The following is a 17,883-nucleotide window of genomic DNA, read 5'->3' on the forward strand; positions in this document are numbered from 1 at the left end:
GTGAGACGGGAGTCCCTCGATGACGGAACAGACCGAGCGCTCCCCCGCCCGAGACGGGCGCGCGGTGTCCTGCGGAGAGATCGTCACCCCGCGCCCCCTCGGCGAGGTGCGGACCTGGCCCAGCAGCTTCGCCGACCGGCTCACCGCACCCCTCCCCGGCCTGACGGGCATGCCCCGGCTGGCCCGCGAACACTCCATCCGGCCCAACGCCGAGGGACTGCGCGGCATCCACCGGCTGCCGTACGCCCCCGAGCCGCTCCCCGGCACCCCGGCCGGAACCACCTGCGTCACCTGGGCCGGGCACGCCAGCTGGATCATCCGCACCGGCGGACTGACCGTGCTCGCCGACCCCGTCTGGTCCCGCCGCATCCTCGGCACCCCGGCCCGCATCACCCCCGTCGGCGTGCCCTGGGACGACCTGCCGACGATCGACGCCGTCGTCATCAGCCACAACCACTACGACCATCTCGACGCACCCACCCTGCGCCGGCTGCCCCGGCACACCCCGCTGTTCGTCCCGGCCGGACTGGGCCGCTGGTGCCGCCGCCGAGGCTTCGGCCCCGTCACCGAACTCGACTGGTGGGAGTCGGCGGAACTGGACGGAGTCCGCTTCGACTTCGTGCCCTCGCACCACTGGTCCAAGCGCACCCTCACCGACACCTGCCGCTCGCTGTGGGGCGGCTGGGTCATCGAGGACACCACCGGGCCCGGCCGGGGGCAGCGGGTCTACTTCGCCGGCGACACCGGCTACGGCCACTGGTTCGCCGAGATCGGCCGCCGCCACCCCGGCATCGACCTCGCCCTGCTGCCGATCGGGGCCTACGAACCGCGCTGGTGGCTCGCCGATGTGCACGCCGACCCGGAGGAGGCCGTGCAGGCGTACGAGGATCTCGGCGCCCACGCGATGGCGCCCATGCACTGGGCGACCTTCCTGCTCTCCGCGGAGCCCGTACTCGAACCGCTCACCCGGCTGCGCACCGCCTGGCGACGGGCCGGCCACCCGCGCGAGCGGCTCTGGGACCTGCCCATCGGCGGCTCGCGCATCCTCGACACCACGAGCGAACCGCGGGCCCTCAGCGGCTGACCCGCACCCCGCGGGTCACCGGCCGGACCGGCCGCGCAGCCGGTGCCACAGGGCCGGCGCCCCGCTGATCAGCAGCGTCAGACCCACCGCGGCCACGACGCCCTGCCACGGCTCGGGGAACAGCGAACCGCCCAGGATCCCGATCAGCTGATACGTGGCCGCCCAGGCCAGACACGCCGGCACGTCGCCCCGGGCGAACCGCCGCAGTGGCATCCGGCCCAGCAGGCACGCCAGCATCACCGGGATCCGCCCCGCCGGCACCAGCCGGGACAGCACCAGCACCATCGCTCCGTGCTCGTCGAGCTTCCGCTGCGCCTGCGCGAGCCGTTCCGGCGCCGCCCGGTCGCTGATCGCCCGCAGCCACCTGGAACCGTTCTTCGACCGCACCCCGCGCTGCCCCAGCCAGTACAGGCAGATGTCCCCGAGGAACGCGGCGGACGACGCCACCGCGAAGACGATCAGCATCGAGAACGGTGACGACTGATGGAAGGCCACCACGGCCGCCGAACTCACCAGCGCCCCCGTCGGCACCACCGGCACCAGGGCGCCCAGCGCCACCAGCAGGAACAGCGAGGGATATCCGACGGCCTGCTGCGTCGACTCGGGGGGCAGCTGTGTCGTCTGCCGGAGGAACTCGTGTATCACCCGCAGGCCCCCGGCCGTACCCGCTCGCCGTGCTCCAGCCGGTGCACCGCCACCCCGGGCGCCCGCAGCGCCGCCTGGCGGACGAACTCGTCACCCGGCGAGTGGAACTCGTGCGGCCGGATCCCGTCCATCCCGATCGGCCAGTACGTGCCGTAGTGCACCGGCACCGCGGCCCGCGGCGCGATCCGGACCAGCGCCTCGGCGGCCCGCGTCGCGTCCAGATGGCTGTGTCCCAGATACGGTCCCCAGCCGCCGACCGGCAGCAGGGCCACGTCCACCGGACCGACCGCGTCCGCCATGGCGTCGAAGAGCCCGGTGTCCCCGGCGAAGTACGTCCGGGTCCCGCCCTCGACGACGTAGCCGAGCGCGGGGGAGCGGTGCGGGCCGACCGGGAGGCGCCGCCCGTCGTGCAGGGCCGGCACGGCCCTGACCCGCACCGCGCCGACGCGCACCTCGTCGCCCGCCGCCACCTCGGTGATCCGCAGCCCCCGCATCCTGCGCAGCATCCGGAGCCCCGGCACCGCCCGTACCGCCCCCAGCGGGACGATCAGACGGGCGCCCGGGGCGATGCGGGCCAGGGACGGCAGATGCAGATGGTCGGAGTGCAGATGCGAGATCAGCACCACATCGGCCACCGCCGCCGCCGGGCCGGGCAGCTCACCGCGCCGCCGCCGCAGATGCGCGAAGCGCCGTACGAAAAGAGGGTCCGTCAGGACCCGCACCCCGGAGTCCTCGATCGTGCACGTGGCATGACCCCACCAGGTGATCTCCACCGGCACGTGCCGCCTCCTCCTCGTCGGACCTGCCCACGAGCCTACGGGGCGGACGGCGCCCGCCACGGCCTCCGGCGCACTCCCGGGCCCCCACGGGCGCCCCTTCCCGCCCTGACGTGCGCCTTCTGGAACGGGAATCCTGCCGGTAGGGTCGCAGAACGCCTAGCACGGGGGACAGCCAATGGGGGACGTACGCGTGGCGGCCATCGCCAGCCTCACACCGCTGGAGGAACTCGACAGCGATCCGTTCCTCGTCGACACCCGCAGCCAGCACGCCATGTGCGCCCGGTGGGCCGCCGACCAGGGCTACGTCGTCACCCGGCAGCTGCGCTTCTACGGACTGCGCCCCGACCACCACGGGCTCTGGGCCGACGTGGAGGGCGGCGAGGTCGAACTCTTCGTCGCCCCCACCGACCGGGTGCTCGCACGCGCCGTCGCCTCGGTTGCGCAGTTCGCCGCGGAGTGCGAGCGGCGCGGCGTCCGCCTGGAGATCGCCGGTCTCGACGAACCGCGGTACAGCTCCCGTACGAAGGCCAGCGTGCACCGCAGGCTCTCCATGCCGACCGCCGGATACGACGGCTGCTGACCTCCCGCGCGGCCCACCGGCCATCGCGTCACGGCTCGCCGCGCCCGCTGTGAAAGGCTGGAGCGGGGCCCGGAACGGCAGGGCCCGGACGTGAGGTGGCAGCGGCGTGGGTGACGGGCGATGGCGGACAGCCGGAAGCGCCCTGATGCGAGTGATCATGGTGTGGGCGGTCTCGACGATCACTCTGCTGGGGCTCGCCGGGATTCTGCCGGACTTCCAGCTCCAGTCGGACGACGGCGACAGCGTGACCAAGACCGCGTTCACCGCGGCGTGGGGCGCGGGCGCGTTCGGTCTGCTCTCGGCACTGGTCTGGCCGGTACTCGTACGGGCCCTGCTCATCGTGCCCGCCTTCGTCCTCGGCATGCTGGTCTTCTTCCTCAACGGCTCGCTGCTCCTCATCGCCCTGTGGCTCATCCCGGACGGGCGGGGCGCCGCAGCCCCGGAGACGGCCGTCGTCGTCGCTGCCGTCATGTCCGCCGTCGCGTCCGCGACCTCCACGGCACTGGCCGTCCGTGACGACAACGCCTACCGCCGAAGACTCTCGCGCCTGGCCCAACGGCGCCGCCGCCGCAGCGGCACGGGCGGTGCGGGCGGCGAAGGACCGCCCGGCACCGTCTTCATCCAGCTCGACGGCGTCGGCCACGACGTCCTCGCGCAGGCCGCGGCCGACGGCGTCATGCCGACCGTCGCGCACTGGCTGGCCGACTCCGACGGCCACCGGCTCACCCCGTGGCGCACCGACTGGTCCAGCCAGACCGGTGCCAGCCAGCTCGGCATCCTGCACGGCAGCAACCACGACGTCCCCGCCTTCCGCTGGTACGAGAAGGAGACCGGCGACATCATGGTCTCCAGCAGACCGGCGAGCGCCCTCGAACTCCAGCGCCGCGCCATCACGCGCACCCACGACGGCGGACTGCTCACCGTCGACGGCGCCAGCCGCGGCAACCTCTTCAGCGGCGGCGCCGACCAGCTCGCCCTCGTCCTATCCATGGCCGCCCGGCGGGGCAAGGGCCGCCGCTCCCGGGCCGGCTACTTCGCCTACTTCTCGGACCCCGCCAACGCCGTCCGTACCGCGCTCTCGTTCGTCGCCGAGGCCGGACGCGAGATCGGCCAGTCGACCCGGGCCAGGATCCGCAAGGAGTCGCCCCGGATCAAGCGCGGCGGGCTCTACCCCTTCATCCGGGCCTTCGCGACCGTCGTCGAACGCGACGTGGTGGTGTCGGCCGTCATCGGCGACATGTTCGGGGGACGGACCGCCGTCTACGCCGACCTCGTCGCGTACGACGAGGTCGCCCACCACTCGGGCCCGCGCAGCCGGGACGCCGAGAAGGTCCTCGCCAGGCTGGACCGCTCGCTCGCCCTGATCGTCAAGGTCGCCGAACACACACCGCGCGACTACCGCGTCGTGCTCCTGTCCGACCACGGACAGAGCCCCGGGGAGACCTTCGCCGGCGCGTACGGGCTGACGCTCAAGGACCTGGTGCGGGCGGGCAGCGGGCTGCCGGTCCCCCGTAGGGCCCAGCGCACGCGCAGCGGTTCCGAGGCGCGTGACGCGGTCCGTATCGCCCTGCACCGGCCGGTGGCCGACGGAGAGGAGAAGCAGACGACGAAGGCCTCCGACCCGGTCGTCCTGGCCTCGGGCAACCTCGGTCTGATCTCCTTTCCCGACATCGAAGGCCGCGCCTCGCAGGAGGAGATCGACCGCCGCCACCCGGCGCTGCTCGGCACCCTCGCCAACCACCCGGGCATCGGCTTCCTCCTCGTCCGCAGCGAGCGCGACGGATCGGTGGTCCTGGGACGGGACGGCGCGCGGATCCCCGTGGCGGATCTGAAGGACGGGCAGGGCCCGCTCGCGCCCTTCGGCCCGGGCGCCGCCGACGCGGTCCGGCGCACCGACACGTTCCCGCACGTCGCCGATGTGATGGTCAACTCGATGTACGACCCCGGGACCGGCAGGGTGCACGCCTTCGAGGAACAGATCGGCTCCCACGGCGGGCTCGGCGGTGAGCAGTCACGGCCGTTCCTGCTGTCGCCGCGCGCCATGACCGACCCGCTGGAGGCGGCCGCCGAGGACGGCCGGCGGGCGTCCGAACTGGTCGGCGCGGAGGCCGTGCACCGGGTCCTGAGGCGCTGGCTGCGCGAGGTATCGGGGCCGCAGGTTCCGGTGCGGGCGAAGGAGCCTGTACGGGAGGCCGGTGACGGCCTCCCCGGGACGGAGAAGGCGGCGGGCACCGGCCCGGGGGCCTGACCGCACCCGGTGGCTCCGGTCAGGCCGACTGCCGCCGGACCAGCGTCGGATGGAAGACCACCGAAGGTGCCGGCGCACCCGGTTTGCCTATCTGCTTCAGCAGCAGCCGGGCCATCTCCGCGGACATCTCCTCCACCGGCTGCCGCACGGTCGTCAGCGGCGGATCGCAGGCCAGGGCCGCGCTGCTGTCGTCGAAGCCGACGAGCGCGACATCCCGCGGAACGTCCTTGCCGGCCCGCAGCAGCACCGGAATGGCACCCAGGGCCATCAGGTCCGACGCGATGAACACCCCGTCCAGGTCGGGCCGGCCGGTGAGCAGCCGCCGCATCGCGGCCGCCCCGCCCGCATGCGTGAAGTCGCCCTCGGCGGTTGCCACGTCCCGGATGCCGTGGGCGGCGAGCGCGTCCAGGAAACCGGTGAGCCGTGCCTGACCGGCCGGCATGTCCTGCGGGCCCGACACGGTGCCGATGCGCCGGCGGCCCAGCGACGCCAGGTGATCCGCCGCCAGCTGGGCGCCGGCCCGCTGGTCCGCCTCGACATAGGTGATCGGCGAGGGCCTGCGGGGCTGCCCGGCGAGCACGGCGGGCAGTCGCGTGTCGTGCAGCAGCCCAGGGAGCGGATCCTCGGCGTGCGACGAGATCAGCACCACCCCGTCGACGTGCCCGTGACGCAGATAGGACAGCAACTGGTCGCGGGACTCCTGGTCGTCGGCCAGCATGAGCACCAGCTGGATACCCGCCGGCCGCAGGACCTCCAGCAGTCCGCTGACCACCCGCCCGAAGTACGGATCGGAGAACATCCGGCCGACGAAGGGCTCGGACACGGTGCGCCGCTCCCGCTCCGACACGACGAGCGCGATCGAGTCGGTGCGCCGGGTCACCAGCGAGCGGGCCGCGCGGTTGGGCACGTACCCGGTGGCGCCCACCGCCTCCTCGACCAGCCGCCGCAGCGACGGATCCACGGTCGTCGCCCCGTTGATCACCCGGGACACCGTCGCCCGCGACACTCCGGCCACCAGAGCGACGTCCTCCAGCGTGGCGGGACGGGCGGGCAGGGGCACGTCGGCAGTCATGCAGTCTTTATACCGGGTGGTTCGAGAGGCGTGGAAACGGCCGTGAAGAGCGTGGCCGTACGGGGGCCGGGGCTCAACCGACGCGTGAGGAGAGGCCTGCGAGCCGGTCGAGTCCGGCCCGGCGGGCCGCCACGAGCGCTGCGGCGAGCTGCCTGGCGTCCGGGCGGGTTCCGGCCTTCGTCTCGGAGCGCGACACCTGGGCGGACTGGCGCAGATGGTCGCCGATCTGTGCCAGGAGAAAGCGGTCGAAGGCCCCGCCGCGGACGGTGCGGGCCCGTCCGAGATCGTGCTCCGTCACCATTCCCGGCATGTCATGGCCCTCGTGCACATTGGTGTCCGGCAGCCCCATCCGGGACAACAGCGCTCGCAGCCGCGCGAGTTCGCCGTTCTGTGCCGTACGCAGGGTGGCCGCCCAACTCCGTACGCGGGGATCTGCGGCCCTGTCCCCGGCGAGCGCCAGCAGCGCGACGGCCTGTTCGTTCATGGGTGTCATCAGCTGGACCCAGGCGGCATCCGTCGGATCGGCCGGGACGGAGAGCGGGGGAGCGGATGTGGCGGGGCCCGGCCGGGCCGGCCGCTCCGCGTCCGCCGGGGCCGCGCAGCCTGCGAGGAGGAGCAGCAGGGCCAGTGCCGCGGTGATGCGGGCCGGCTTCATCATGAAAGCTCCGGGTTCCTCGGGGAAGGCCCGTCCGGGGGCGCGGCCCCGGACGGGCGTCGGGTGGGTGGCGGGCGGTCAGGGGGTGCCGTCGGCACCGCACTTCACGATGGCGTTGATGCAGTCGCGGACGCGCTGCGCCATCTCGGCCTCGGGCCACACGTTGAAGAAGTCGCCGTGCATCGTGTAGCCCCGGCCGGACGCCAGTCGCAACCGGGCCGGGTCACCGTTGACGGGGTACCGCAGGACCTGGCGGAGCTTGGGAACCGGCACCGGGTGGGTGGACGGGCAGTCGCCGCCGACGGGGTACGCCATGTGGCTCTTGTGGTCGGCCGAGTCGAGGTCCCGGCCGTTCCAGCACTGCGGGAAGTCCAGATACGACTCCAGCATCGCGCCCGCCGGGCAGTTGACGAAGTCGTGGGACGGGTTGACCTCGCCGTGGTGCAGGCAGGACCAGCGCGAGATGGTGTTGTCGTCGGGGCCGGTAGCCTTCGCGTTCCCGGCGACGATGCGCAGACCGCGGGGGAAGGGCTGGATCCGCCGGATGACGTCGTCCCGGACGCCTTCGCCCAGGTAGTAGAAGGTCGTGCCGGTGGGTTCGACCTCCTTGTCGCCGTCGTAGAGCGTCGGCACCCAGTAGGACGACAGGTCCGTGTCGGGGGCGCAACTGGTCCTGGCCCTCTCCAGGGAGGCGAGGTCGGAGTTGCCGTTCGTCGAGTCGTTGCCGAAGAAGCTGTGCATGTGCGAGGCCCCGGGCAGACCCGGGAAGACGATCGGGTCGTCGGGGGCCCGGTGCGTGTACGGGCACTCGGCGAGGAACTCGGCGACCCGTACGACGTCGGCGGCCGCCCGGGGAGCGGTCGGGGCCGCGGCCGCCGTGGCGGGCCCGGCGGACGCGCTGCCGTTGGCGGCCTGGAGGAAGGACAGGGCGAGTGCGGCGGCGACGAGGGCCGCGGTTCGGTACCGCCGGGGCGGAAGGGTTCTGCGGTGGCTGTCTTCGCCGGTGCGTCGATGAGGGAAGAAGAGCACGGCACTCCTGTTCGGGGGAAGTGGGGTTCCTTGGCGATGCGAGAGAGCGCTCTCTCGGAGGAACGTAGAAGCGTGTCCGAGGCATGTCAATAGAAGGCGCGGACCTGCAATTCCCTTCCTTCTGAACCTAGTTGTGGGGCTTCATGGCCGGGAGAGCGCTCTCTCGTATGAGGTATCGGTGGATGGCGCCGCATAGGGGGCGGACGGTGGTCCGCGGCTGCCCCGGAGCGGGTCACGGAGGTCATGACCAGGGCGTTGTCAGTGGCGGGCGGCAGGATGGGGGCATGACGAACTCAGCTGTTGTGCTCGCCGATACCGCCGCCTACGCCGCCGCGGTCGAAGAGGCTTCGCAGGCCGCCGCCGCGTACTACGCCACGGGCGAGAGCGCGCTCGACGACGATGCGTACGACCGGCTGGCGCGCGGCATCGCCGCATACGAACAGGACCACCCCCAGGACGTGCTGGCCGAGTCGCCGACCGGCAAGGTGGCCGGTGGCGCGGCGGTCGGGGACGTGCCGCACACGGTTCCGATGCTCTCCCTGGACAACGTCTTCTCTGCCGAGCAGTTCGTCACCTGGACCGCCTCGCTGGAGCGCCGGATCGGCCGGCCGGTCACCGCCTGGAGCGTCGAGCCCAAGCTCGACGGGCTGGCGGTCGCCGCCCGTTACCGCGCCGGCCGGCTGGAGCAGCTCATCACCCGTGGCGACGGCACCGCCGGCGAGGACGTGTCGCACGCGATCGGCACCGTCGTCGGGCTGCCCCGGCAGCTCGCCGAGCCGGTCACCATCGAGATGCGTGGCGAGATCCTGATGACGGCCGGGCAGTTCGAGCAGGCCAACACGCTCCGCACGGAGCACGGCGGCGCGCCCTTCGCCAACGCGCGCAACGGCGCGGCGGGCACCCTGCGCGCCAAGGACCGGCCCTACACGGTGGAGATGACGTTCTTCGCGTACGACGCGCTGGCGCTGCCCGACTCCGGCGAGCTGACCGGCAGGCTGGCCGAGCTGCCCCACAGCGAGACCCTCGGACATGTGGCGGGCCTCGGCGTGCACACCGCGGCGGACACGGCAGTCGCGCCGCGTACCGTCGCCACCGTCGAGGAGGTCCAGGCGCGGGTCGAGGAAGTCGCCTCGCTGCGCGCCTCGTTGCCCTTCGGCATCGACGGCATCGTCATCAAGGCGGACCTCGCCGCCGACCGGCGGGACGCGGGCTCCGGCACCCGGGCGCCGCGCTGGGCCATCGCGTACAAGCTGCCGGCTGTCGAAAAGGTCACCCGCCTGCTCGGCGTCGAGTGGAACGTGGGCCGTACCGGCATCATCGCGCCGCGCGCCGTGCTGGAGCCGGTCGAGATCGACGGATCGACCGTCGGCTACGCCACCCTGCACAACCCGGCCGACATCACCCGCCGCGATCTGCGGATCGGCGACCATGTGATGGTCTACAAGGCGGGCGACATCATTCCCCGCATCGAGGCCCCCGTCGCCCATCTGCGGACCGGTGACGAGCAGCCGGTCGTCTTCCCCGAGGCATGTCCGCAGTGCGGTTCCGAGATCGACACCAGCGAGCAGCGCTGGCGCTGCGTCCGGGGCCGCGACTGCCGTCTGGTGGCCTCCATCTCGTACGCGGCGGGGCGCGACCAGCTCGACATCGAGGGCCTCGGGGCGACCCGGGTGGTCCAGCTGGTCGACGCCGGACTGGTCGCCGACTTCGCCGATCTGTTCACCCTGGAGCGCGACCAGCTGCTCGCCCTGGAGCGGATGGGCGAGACCAGCACCGACAACCTCCTGGCCGCCATCGACGCGGCGCGCGCACAGCCGCTGTCCCGGGTCTTCTGCGCCCTCGGGGTCCGGGGCACCGGGCGCTCCATGTCCCGGCGGATCGCGCGCTACTTCGCCGACATGGACCGGATCAGAGCCGCCGACGTCGAGACGCTCCAGCGGGTCGACGGCATCGGCAAGGAGAAGGCGGCCGGCGTCGTCGCGGAGCTGGTGGAGCTGGCCCCGCTGATCGAGAAGCTGGTCGCCGCCGGGGTCTCGATGACCGAGCCGGGCGCGACGCCGCCGCCGGAGCCGGGCGAGGAGGACGAGGCGGCGGCGAGCGGCAGCGTGGCGGGGCGGCCGCTGGACGGGATGACCGTGGTGGTCAGCGGAGCGATGACGGGGGTCCTGGAGAAGCTCTCGCGCAATCAGATGAACGAGCTGATCGAGCGCGCCGGCGGGAAGTCGTCCTCCAGCGTCTCCAAGCGCACCACGCTCCTGGTCGCCGGCGAGAAGGCGGGATCCAAGCGCACCAAGGCGGAGGACCTGGGCGTGCGGATCGCCGCACCGGAGGAGTTCGCCGGACTGATCGAGGAATTCCTGCCGTCCGAGGCGTGACGGCTCGGGGCCGCCGGACACGTGGGGCAGTCCGGCGGCCGGAGCCCCGGAGCGCCGGCCCTCATGTCCGGAGTCCCGGGGCGCCCGCGGGCACGGAACCCGGCCGCCCGGGCCGCGTTCCCCCCTCAGCGCTCCGTCCTTCGATTCGGTGCGGGAGTGGCTTTCTTTGCCTCCCTATTGCATAGTGAGGGTTCGGCCATGCCTCGCTATCAGCGGGTCAACGGGTGTGTGTGAACGGTCGCGTGAGCGGGCCGGGGGTGAGGGACGATGCCTTCTTTGCGCGACGGACAGCGGCAGGGCCGCTCCGTTCACAAGCACCACGGGCAGCACCCGCAGCACCGGGGTCACACCCGCGGGCTCGCGCTCGACCTCGGCAGTTCCCGTACACGGGCCTGGATCCCCGGGCAGGGCGTCGTCGCGGACACCGGGTCGGACCCCGCCGGTGACTACGGGCACGGAGGCCGTCCGGTCCGGCGCGGACGCATCATCGACGCGGAATCCTGTGGCCGGATGCTCGGCCGGATCGCCGACACCGCGCTGGGCGCCGACCGCAGCGACGCGGTGATCGTCCTCAGCCATCCCGTTCTCGCCGGATCCGGACACCGCGCCGCCGCCCGGGACCTCCTCACCGCGCTCGGCCCGTCGAGCGTCATCGTCGTGGACAGCGCGAGGGCCGCCGCGGCCTGCGCCGGACCGCAGGACGGCGGCCCGCTCCTCGTCGTGGACATCGGCGCCGAGCTGACCGAGGTGACCCTCCTCGTCGACGGAAGAGTTCGTGACGCGCGCCTGGCGGAGACGGGAACCAGCGACCTGGAACCCGGCGAGGCGCCCACCGCCGTCGTCCGGGCGGTCGTCGACATGGTCATGGGGATGTGGCACCAGGACCGGCACGGCGCGCTGCTCGGAGCCCTGCGCAGGGGCCCCCTGCTCGCCGGAGGCGGTGCGCTGCGCCCGGACGTCACCCGCCGCATAGCGCTCCGCCTCGGCGTCCGCCTCCGGCTCACGGACGACCCGGCGACCACGGTCGTGCGCGGCGCCGGGCTGATCCTCAGCTCCGTGCTCCGCCACGCCCCGGCCGCGCCGGCCCTCCCCGGCCGATCCGGGTGACCCCGCTCCCGGGGCCGCCCCCGGGGAACGCGGTCCTCGGCGATGACGGGCGAGCCCCGGCAGACGTGTTCTCCGCCGCACCGCATTCCCGGCACGACTCGGTCGCGCCCGTTCCCGCGGGCCGGCCGGATGCCCGGGCGCCCCGTGGACGCCCGGCGGCGGCCCGGCGGTTCCTCGTCGCGCTGCTCCTCGCCGTCCTCGCCGCCACGGGCGGCGCACCCACGGCCGCCGGAACCGGACTGCCCGCCCGCTCCTCGGCCGGAGCGGCCGCCACGGCCGAAGGCCCGGCCGGAAGCCCGCCGTCCGCCGCCCACACCGACCGTTCCTCGCGTACGGACCGCACCGTGCGCACCCACCCGGCCGGCCGGACGCCGGGAGCCCGCGACACGCGCGACGTCCTGCGCCGCGCCGGTGCGGCCGCCGCGACGGGCGCCCACCGTCCCGGACCGGCAGCGGGACCGCAGCCGTCGACGGGACCCCAGCCGTGGGCCGCCGCCGAGCAGCCCCGCACCCCGCAGCACCTTCCGCCGCCCGGTCCCGGCACCCTGCCACCGCTCCCGCCCGCGATCCCGCTTCCGCACCCCGTCCCCCTTTCCGCGCCCGGCCCGCTCTCCGCGGCCGCCGAGCGCTTCCGTGCGGCGCTCCCCGGTGTGCGCGGGCCTCCGAGGGCGGCCGTTCACCGGCCCGGGGACCGGTCACCGGTCCCGACCCCCAACACCGCCGTGCCGCTCCCGCCGTCCTGACGCCCTTCGCGGCGATGGGGGGAGGGGCGGTTGCGGCCGTCCCTCGGAGGAATCACGCATGACCCGCGCCACCACGGTGCGGGCAGTTCTGGCTGCGGCCGTGCTGCTCGTGTCCGTGCTCATCACGCTGACCATGTCCCCCAGACTCGGCCTCGATCTCCAGGGCGGCACCCGCATGGTGCTGCAGGCCAAGGACTCCGACACCGCGAAGGCCGACCGGGAGAGCACCGACCGCACGCTGGAGGTGCTGCGGGGGCGCATCGACTCGCTCGGCGTCACGGAACCGACCCTGACCCGTTCCGGCGAGGACCGGATCATCGTCGAACTCCCGGACGTGCAGGACCCGCGCAAGGCCGCCGACGTCATCGGCAGGACCGCCCAGCTCACCTTCCACGCCGTCCAGGGTCCCGGCGACCCGGCGGGCGGCGGTGTGCAGCTCCCCGACGAGGAGGGCCGCACGCTCGCGCTCGGCCCCGCGGCGATCTCGGGCGCGGGAGTCAAGGAGGCATCCGCCGCGTTCGACGCCCAGCAGGGCGCGGGATGGTCCGTCTCCCTCGGCTTCCACAAGGACGCGGGCCGGGACTGGACCCGGCTGACCGGCGACGCGGCCTGCCATCCCGTCCAGGACGAACGGCGCCGCGTCGCGATCGTCCTCGACAAGAAGGTGATCTCCTCGCCGCAGGTCTCCCCGACCGTCGCCTGCGGCACCGGACTGCCCTCGGGATCCACGCAGATCACCGGCTCCTTCAGCGCCGGCGAGGCCCGCGAACTCGCCCTGTTGATCCAGGGCGGAGCGCTGCCCGTGCCCGTCGAGATCGTCGAGCAGCGGACGGTCGGTCCGACGCTCGGCGCCGACGCCATCGACGCCAGCGCCCGAGCCGCCGTCATCGGTGCAGCGGCCACGGCACTGTTCATCACCGTCGTCTACCGGCTCTTCGGCGCACTCGCCGCCGTGGCACTCGGCGCCTACGGGGTGATCTCGTACGCCGCACTCATCGCGCTCGGCGTCACCCTCACCCTGCCCGGACTCGCCGGGTTCGTCCTGGCCATCGGGATGGCGGTCGACGCGAACGTGCTGGTCTTTGAACGGGCCAGAGAGGAACACGCGCTGCGCCCGGGCAAGTCGCTGCGCACCTCGCTCACCGCCGGGTTCCGGCACGCCTGGAGCGCCGTCGCCGACTCCAACGTGACGACGCTCATCGCGGCGGGCCTGCTCTTCTTCCTCGGTTCGGGACCGGTCAAGGGCTTCGGTGTCACCCTGGGCATCGGCGTCCTCGCGTCGATGTTCTCCGCGCTCGTCATCGCCCGCGCCCTCACCGAGGCGGCGTCCGGTTCCCGGTTCGTCAGTGACTACCGGGGCGTCAACGGCATCGCGAGTCCGGGCCGGGTCCGCACCTGGATCAACCGCCGTGATCCGCAGCTGATGCGCTCACCCCGGCGCTGGCTGCTGATCTCCGCGGTCCTGATCGCGGTCGCGGTGGCGGGCATCGTGGTGCGCGGCGTCAACCTGGGCGTCGAGTTCACCGGCGGCCGGCTCGTCGAGTACTCCACCAGCCGCCCCGTGGACGTGGAGCGCGCGCGCACCGCACTGGCCGGTGCGGGTTTCGGCGACGCCGAAGTCACCACGGCGGGCGCCGGCGACATCTCCGTGCGGACCGGAGACCTCGACAACCACGACGAGTACGCGCTGCGCGCCGCCCTCGCCGAGGAAGGCGGCGAGACCACCAAGGTCCGCGACGAACTCATCGGCCCCAGCCTGGGCGACGAGCTGCGGCGCAACGCCCTGATCGCCCTGGCCATCGCCGTACTCGTCCAACTGGGCTATCTGGCGATCAGGTTCCGCTGGACGTTCGCGGTCGCCTCCGTCGGGGCGCTCGTCCACGACGTCGTCATTCTGGTCGGGGCCTTCGCCTGGCTGGGGCGCACCGTCGACGGCATCTTCCTGGCGGCTCTCCTCACCGTCATCGGGTACTCGGTCAACGACTCCGTCGTGGTCTTCGACCGGGTCAGGGAGCTGTGGGCGAAGGCCCGCAGAAAGCCGCTGTCCGACGTGGCGAACCGGGCCGTCCTGCAGACCGTCCCCAGAACCGTCAACACCGGTATGGGCGCCCTGTTCATCCTTGTCGCCCTGGCGGTGCTGGGCGGCGACTCCCTCGCGGACTTCGCCCTCGCCCTGCTGATCGGCATCGTCGTGGGCACGTACTCGTCGGTCATGACAGCCGTCCCCGCCGCCCTCCTCCTGGAGCGCGGCAGCAAGGCCCCGCCGCCCGCCCCCGCTCCCCGCAAGAAGTCCGGGGCCGGGCGCCGGGATCCGCTCGACAACGGGGCACGTGTGTAGACACGCGCCCTGCCGGGCCGTCGTCCCTGCGCCGTTCGGGCGTCGCGGGGACGACGCGCCCGGTTCCTGTCCACGGCCGACCGCACGAGGGGACCATCCTGATCAACCGTCCCGCGATCGGAGCGCGCCTGTGCCCATGCCTGTGCCCGTGGTCCTGCGTGAGGCATGGACCACCCTCGTACCGGACATGAACGACCGGCACGGACCGCTGCCGCCGCTGATGATCGCCCTGACCGTCGTCACCGGGCTGGTCGACGCCGTCAGCTATCTGGAACTGGGCCGGGTCTTCGTCGCGAACATGACCGGAAACGTGGTCTTCGCCGGGTTCGCCTTCGCCGGAGCCCCCGGATTCTCCCTGGTCGCCTCGTTCGTCGCGCTCGGCGGGTTCGTGGCAGGCGCGGTGACCGGGGGACGGTTCGTCCACCGGTCCCACGCCCACCGCGGCCGCATGCTGCTGCACGCGCTGTGCGCCGAGACGGCGTGTGTGCTGGCCGCTCTCGTCGTCACGCTCGTCTCGGGCAGTCCGTACACCGGCGGTGTGCGCTTCACCCTCATCGCGCTGCTCGCCCTGGGCCTCGGGCTGCAGAACGCCGTCGCGCGGGCGCTCGCCGTCCCCGACCTCAAGACCACCGTGCTCACCCTGACCATCACCGGTATCGCCTCCGACGGGCGGCTCGCCGGAGGACCCGGCAGCAAGGCGGGCCGCCGGGTCCTCTCCGCCGCTGCCATGCTGGCCGGAGCCCTCGTCGGCGCCATGGGCGTCCTGCACGGGCACCCGGTCCTGCCGCTCGTGCTGGCCGTCGTGATCCTCGCCGTGGCCGGCCTGGCCGCCTCCGTCCTGGCCCGGGCCGACGCCCCGTGGACCCGGCCCGTCGTCAGCGGATGAGCGACCGAAGGAAGCCGGCGGTGGCCGCGTCGGCCGGCAGCAGCGTCTCGATGGCCAGCTCCGCGACCGTCACGTCCATCGGGGTGTTGAACGTGGCGATCGACGCGACGAAGGAGAGCAACTGCCCGCCGTGCTCGATCACGAGGGGCAGGGCGAACGGAACCGAGGACGAGGGCGCGGACCCGTCTCCTCCACCCGCCGTCCGGTCCGGTACGGGATAGCCCGCGACCTCCTCGTACAGTGCACGCAGCTCCGCCGAACGGACCAGGGCGATCTGACGCTCCATCTGGGCCAGCAGATCGGCCCGCCACTCCCGCAGATTGCGGATGCGCGGGGCCAGGCCCTCCGGATGCAGGGTGAGCCGCATCGCGTTCAGCGGCGGGGCGAGCAGATGGTCCGCCACCCCGTCCAGCAGCCGGGTCATCCCCTGATTGGCCGCCACCACGGTGTAGAGGCCGTCGACGACGAACGCCGGATACGGTTCGTAGCCCTGGAGCAGCCGCTCCATGCCCTCGCGCAGCGCGCCCATCGCCGGGTCGTCGAGCGCGGTCTCCGTGAAGCGCGGCGCGTAACCGGCGACCACCAGCAGCGCGTTGCGTTCCCGTACCGGCACGTCCAGATGGCCGGCCAGCCGCAGGACCATCTCCTCGCTGGGGCGGGAGCGGCCCGTCTCGATGAAGGAGATGTGCCGTGCCGAGGAGTCGGCCCGCAGCGCCAGCTCCAGCTGGCTTATCCGGCGTCGCTCCCGCCAGCTGCGCAGCAGCGGCCCTACCCCCGTGTCACACGCGACAGTTGTCATACCGAGACCGTAACGTCACCGGCATCGCCGACCGGCCCTCCCGGGTGAGGCCGACACCCCGCGTGAGACCGATCCTCCCGGGTGAGGCCGGCACCCGGAGTGAGACCGGCATCCGCAAGTGAGGGAGCCACCGCATGCCCGCCGCACCGTTGCCGAAGGACGAGATCGAGAACCGGCTGCGCGATCTGCCCGGCTGGACGCTGGAAGGGGACCGGATCAGCCGCACCTACCGGCTCCCCTCGCATTTCGCCGCCGCCGCACTCACCGTGCACGTCGCCCGGATCCAGGACGAGCTGAACCACCACTCCGACCTGACGCTCGGCTACAACACCGTCGCCCTGTCCGTGAACTCCCACGACGCGGGCGGCAAGGTCACCGAGAAGGACCTGGCCCTGGCCGCCGCGGTCGAGGACGTCGCCCCCGGACACGGGGCGGAGTAGGGCCCGTCCGGCGCTCAGGACGCGGCACCGAAGCGGGGGTGCGCGGCGAGCCAGCGCGTGTAGCTGTCGCTGCGCTCCACCGCCTGGGCGTACGCCGCCCGGGTGTGCCCGCTCACCGCTCCGGCCGCCGCCGACGCGGCGGCGGACCGGGGGTGCCAGCCCAGCAGATGGCGCCAGCTGAGCGGTGAGCCGGTCAGCGGCCGGGTCACCACGCCGGGCGTCGGCGGGAACGTCGCCCGGCACAGTCCGACCGCCCGTCCCACCTGCACCAGATGGACGACGGACGCGGTGTCCGTCTCGTACACCGACACCGGGCTGAAGCCGGCCCGCGCACAGGCGGCCACGAAGCAGTCCGCGAAACAGCCGTCGCCGGGCACGTCCACCCAGCACTCGTCGGCCAGCGCGGAAAGCTCCAGTTCGCTCTCCCCGGCCAGCGGATGGTCCTGCGGCAGCATCACGAAGACCGGGTCGATCCCGATGACCTGCCACTCCAGCCGGTCGGCGGCCGGCGGCGGACTCTCGCCGCACGTGCCGATGAGGACGAAGTCCAGCCTCCCGTCCACCAGTTGCGAGGACAGTTCGGTCACCGACCAGGCGGTGTACGTGGACACCGGAGCCGTCGGGTGCGCCGCGGCCAGCCGGTCGACGAGCCCGCCGAGCAGCGGTCCGTGCGTGCCGCCCAGCCGGAAGCGCTCCATGGCCCCCCACGCGTTGGCGAACCGCACGGCCTCCTCCTGGAGCTCGCTGACCGCGGGCAGCACCACCCGCGCCCGCTCCAGCACCAGTTCGCCCAGGAGCGTCGGCCTCGCACCCGTGTGGTCCCGGTCGAACAGCGGGCCGCCCAGCGCCTTCTCGATCCGCCGCAGCTGCGCGCTCAGCGCGGGCTGGGCGAGCCCGAGCGCGGCGGCCGCCTTGGTGAGGCTTCCGGTGTCGGCGATCGCACGTACGGTTCGCAGGTGACGCAACTCCAGCTCCATAACGGCAAGTTATGGCCCCGGTAGCCCACCGGCAATACGGGAGTCGCCGCCGCGTCGCCCTGCCCGACGCGACGGCGGCCAACCGGCCCGGGTCCTGGCCCGCCACGGCGACAAGCCGCCGGTGCG

General features: G+C 73.3%; 16 protein-coding genes. 9 read left to right on the forward strand and 7 right to left on the reverse strand.

Annotation, left to right across the window (positions count from 1 at the left end):
- The first annotated feature begins 19 nt into the window (after positions 1-19).
- Positions 20-1,084, forward strand: a complete 1,065-nt coding sequence (locus tag ACIQMX_RS14945) for an MBL fold metallo-hydrolase (protein WP_363065539.1) — start codon at positions 20-22, stop codon at positions 1,082-1,084.
- 15 nt (positions 1,085-1,099) lie between these two features.
- Here the strand turns inward: ACIQMX_RS14945 and ACIQMX_RS14950 are convergent, their stop codons facing one another.
- Positions 1,100-1,726, reverse strand: a complete 627-nt coding sequence (locus tag ACIQMX_RS14950; RefSeq protein WP_363066119.1) for a DedA family protein — start codon at positions 1,724-1,726, stop codon at positions 1,100-1,102.
- Positions 1,726-2,508, reverse strand: coding sequence for an MBL fold metallo-hydrolase (locus ACIQMX_RS14955; RefSeq protein WP_402477996.1), 783 nt, complete (start codon positions 2,506-2,508; stop codon positions 1,726-1,728). Before ACIQMX_RS14955 ends, ACIQMX_RS14950 begins: the two co-directional genes overlap by 1 nt.
- 175 nt (positions 2,509-2,683) lie before the next feature.
- Between ACIQMX_RS14955 and ACIQMX_RS14960 the strand changes: the two genes are divergently transcribed.
- On the forward strand, positions 2,684-3,088 hold the full coding sequence (locus tag ACIQMX_RS14960) for a hypothetical protein (protein WP_402477998.1): 405 nt from the start codon (positions 2,684-2,686) through the stop codon (positions 3,086-3,088).
- Positions 3,089-3,194: 106 nt separating this feature from the next.
- Positions 3,195-5,336, forward strand: a complete 2,142-nt coding sequence (locus tag ACIQMX_RS14965) for an alkaline phosphatase family protein (protein WP_402478000.1) — start codon at positions 3,195-3,197, stop codon at positions 5,334-5,336.
- Between the two features lie 19 nt (positions 5,337-5,355).
- Here ACIQMX_RS14965 and ACIQMX_RS14970 read toward each other — a convergent pair whose 3' ends face one another.
- From ACIQMX_RS14970 to ACIQMX_RS14980, 3 genes are all read right to left on the reverse strand, one after another.
- Positions 5,356-6,408, reverse strand: a complete 1,053-nt coding sequence (locus ACIQMX_RS14970; protein ID WP_402478003.1) for a LacI family DNA-binding transcriptional regulator — start codon at positions 6,406-6,408, stop codon at positions 5,356-5,358.
- A gap of 73 nt (positions 6,409-6,481) precedes the next feature.
- Positions 6,482-7,063: a DUF305 domain-containing protein gene (locus tag ACIQMX_RS14975; RefSeq protein ID WP_402478477.1), complete on the reverse strand. Its 582-nt coding sequence runs from the start codon at positions 7,061-7,063 to the stop codon at positions 6,482-6,484.
- Between the two features lie 78 nt (positions 7,064-7,141).
- Entirely contained in the window at positions 7,142-8,092 is a 951-nt protein-coding gene (locus ACIQMX_RS14980) for a DUF1996 domain-containing protein (protein WP_402478005.1), read from the reverse strand.
- A gap of 284 nt (positions 8,093-8,376) precedes the next feature.
- Between ACIQMX_RS14980 and ligA the strand changes: the two genes are divergently transcribed.
- The 5 genes from ligA (at position 8,377) to ACIQMX_RS15005 (ending at position 15,541) form a co-directional block, all read left to right on the forward strand.
- Positions 8,377-10,467 carry an NAD-dependent DNA ligase LigA gene (gene ligA, locus ACIQMX_RS14985; RefSeq protein WP_402478008.1) on the forward strand — a complete coding sequence of 697 codons (2,091 nt, stop codon included), beginning with the start codon at positions 8,377-8,379 and terminating at the stop codon, positions 10,465-10,467.
- Positions 10,468-10,734: 267 nt separating this feature from the next.
- Entirely contained in the window at positions 10,735-11,574 is an 840-nt protein-coding gene (locus tag ACIQMX_RS14990; protein ID WP_402478011.1) for a rod shape-determining protein, read from the forward strand.
- A gap of 65 nt (positions 11,575-11,639) precedes the next feature.
- Positions 11,640-12,317: a hypothetical protein gene (locus tag ACIQMX_RS14995; RefSeq protein WP_402478013.1), complete on the forward strand. Its 678-nt coding sequence runs from the start codon at positions 11,640-11,642 to the stop codon at positions 12,315-12,317.
- A 58-nt stretch (positions 12,318-12,375) separates the two neighbouring features.
- A complete protein-coding gene (gene secD / locus ACIQMX_RS15000) occupies positions 12,376-14,655 on the forward strand; it encodes a protein translocase subunit SecD (RefSeq protein WP_402478016.1) in 2,280 nt (759 codons plus the stop codon).
- A gap of 142 nt (positions 14,656-14,797) precedes the next feature.
- Positions 14,798-15,541 carry a YoaK family protein gene (locus ACIQMX_RS15005; protein WP_363066123.1) on the forward strand — a complete coding sequence of 248 codons (744 nt, stop codon included), beginning with the start codon at positions 14,798-14,800 and terminating at the stop codon, positions 15,539-15,541.
- Here the strand turns inward: ACIQMX_RS15005 and ACIQMX_RS15010 are convergent.
- Positions 15,531-16,340, reverse strand: a complete 810-nt coding sequence (locus tag ACIQMX_RS15010) for a helix-turn-helix domain-containing protein (protein WP_402478019.1) — start codon at positions 16,338-16,340, stop codon at positions 15,531-15,533. The genes ACIQMX_RS15005 and ACIQMX_RS15010 overlap by 11 nt on opposite strands.
- 134 nt (positions 16,341-16,474) lie before the next feature.
- Between ACIQMX_RS15010 and ACIQMX_RS15015 the strand changes: the two genes are divergently transcribed.
- The gene (locus tag ACIQMX_RS15015) at positions 16,475-16,780 is read left to right on the forward strand and encodes a 4a-hydroxytetrahydrobiopterin dehydratase (RefSeq protein ID WP_402478021.1); all 306 of its coding nucleotides are present in this window, start codon (positions 16,475-16,477) and stop codon (positions 16,778-16,780) included.
- Positions 16,781-16,794: 14 nt separating this feature from the next.
- On the opposite strand, the gene ACIQMX_RS15020 is transcribed toward ACIQMX_RS15015, so the two are convergent.
- Complete coding sequence (locus ACIQMX_RS15020) at positions 16,795-17,757, reverse strand: LysR family transcriptional regulator (RefSeq protein WP_402478024.1); 963 nt, start codon at positions 17,755-17,757, stop codon at positions 16,795-16,797.
- Positions 17,758-17,883 lie beyond the last annotated feature (126 nt).

The organism is Streptomyces sp. NPDC091416, from assembly GCF_044756845.1.
In the GTDB taxonomy this organism is placed as follows: domain Bacteria; phylum Actinomycetota; class Actinomycetes; order Streptomycetales; family Streptomycetaceae; genus Streptomyces.

Coding starts and splice junctions, on each gene's coding strand:
- ACIQMX_RS14970 (WP_402478003.1), bottom strand. CDS start 6,408: ATGACTGCCGACGTGCCCCTGCCCGCCCGTCCCGCCACGCTGGAGGAC.
- ACIQMX_RS15010 (WP_402478019.1), bottom strand. CDS start 16,340: ATGACAACTGTCGCGTGTGACACGGGGGTAGGGCCGCTGCTGCGCAGC.
- secD (WP_402478016.1), top strand. CDS start 12,376: ATGACCCGCGCCACCACGGTGCGGGCAGTTCTGGCTGCGGCCGTGCTG.
- ACIQMX_RS14960 (WP_402477998.1), top strand. CDS start 2,684: ATGGGGGACGTACGCGTGGCGGCCATCGCCAGCCTCACACCGCTGGAG.
- ACIQMX_RS14945 (WP_363065539.1), top strand. CDS start 20: ATGACGGAACAGACCGAGCGCTCCCCCGCCCGAGACGGGCGCGCGGTG.
- ACIQMX_RS15020 (WP_402478024.1), bottom strand. CDS start 17,757: ATGGAGCTGGAGTTGCGTCACCTGCGAACCGTACGTGCGATCGCCGAC.
- ACIQMX_RS15015 (WP_402478021.1), top strand. CDS start 16,475: ATGCCCGCCGCACCGTTGCCGAAGGACGAGATCGAGAACCGGCTGCGC.
- ligA (WP_402478008.1), top strand. CDS start 8,377: ATGACGAACTCAGCTGTTGTGCTCGCCGATACCGCCGCCTACGCCGCC.
- ACIQMX_RS14975 (WP_402478477.1), bottom strand. CDS start 7,063: ATGAAGCCGGCCCGCATCACCGCGGCACTGGCCCTGCTGCTCCTCCTC.
- ACIQMX_RS14990 (WP_402478011.1), top strand. CDS start 10,735: ATGCCTTCTTTGCGCGACGGACAGCGGCAGGGCCGCTCCGTTCACAAG.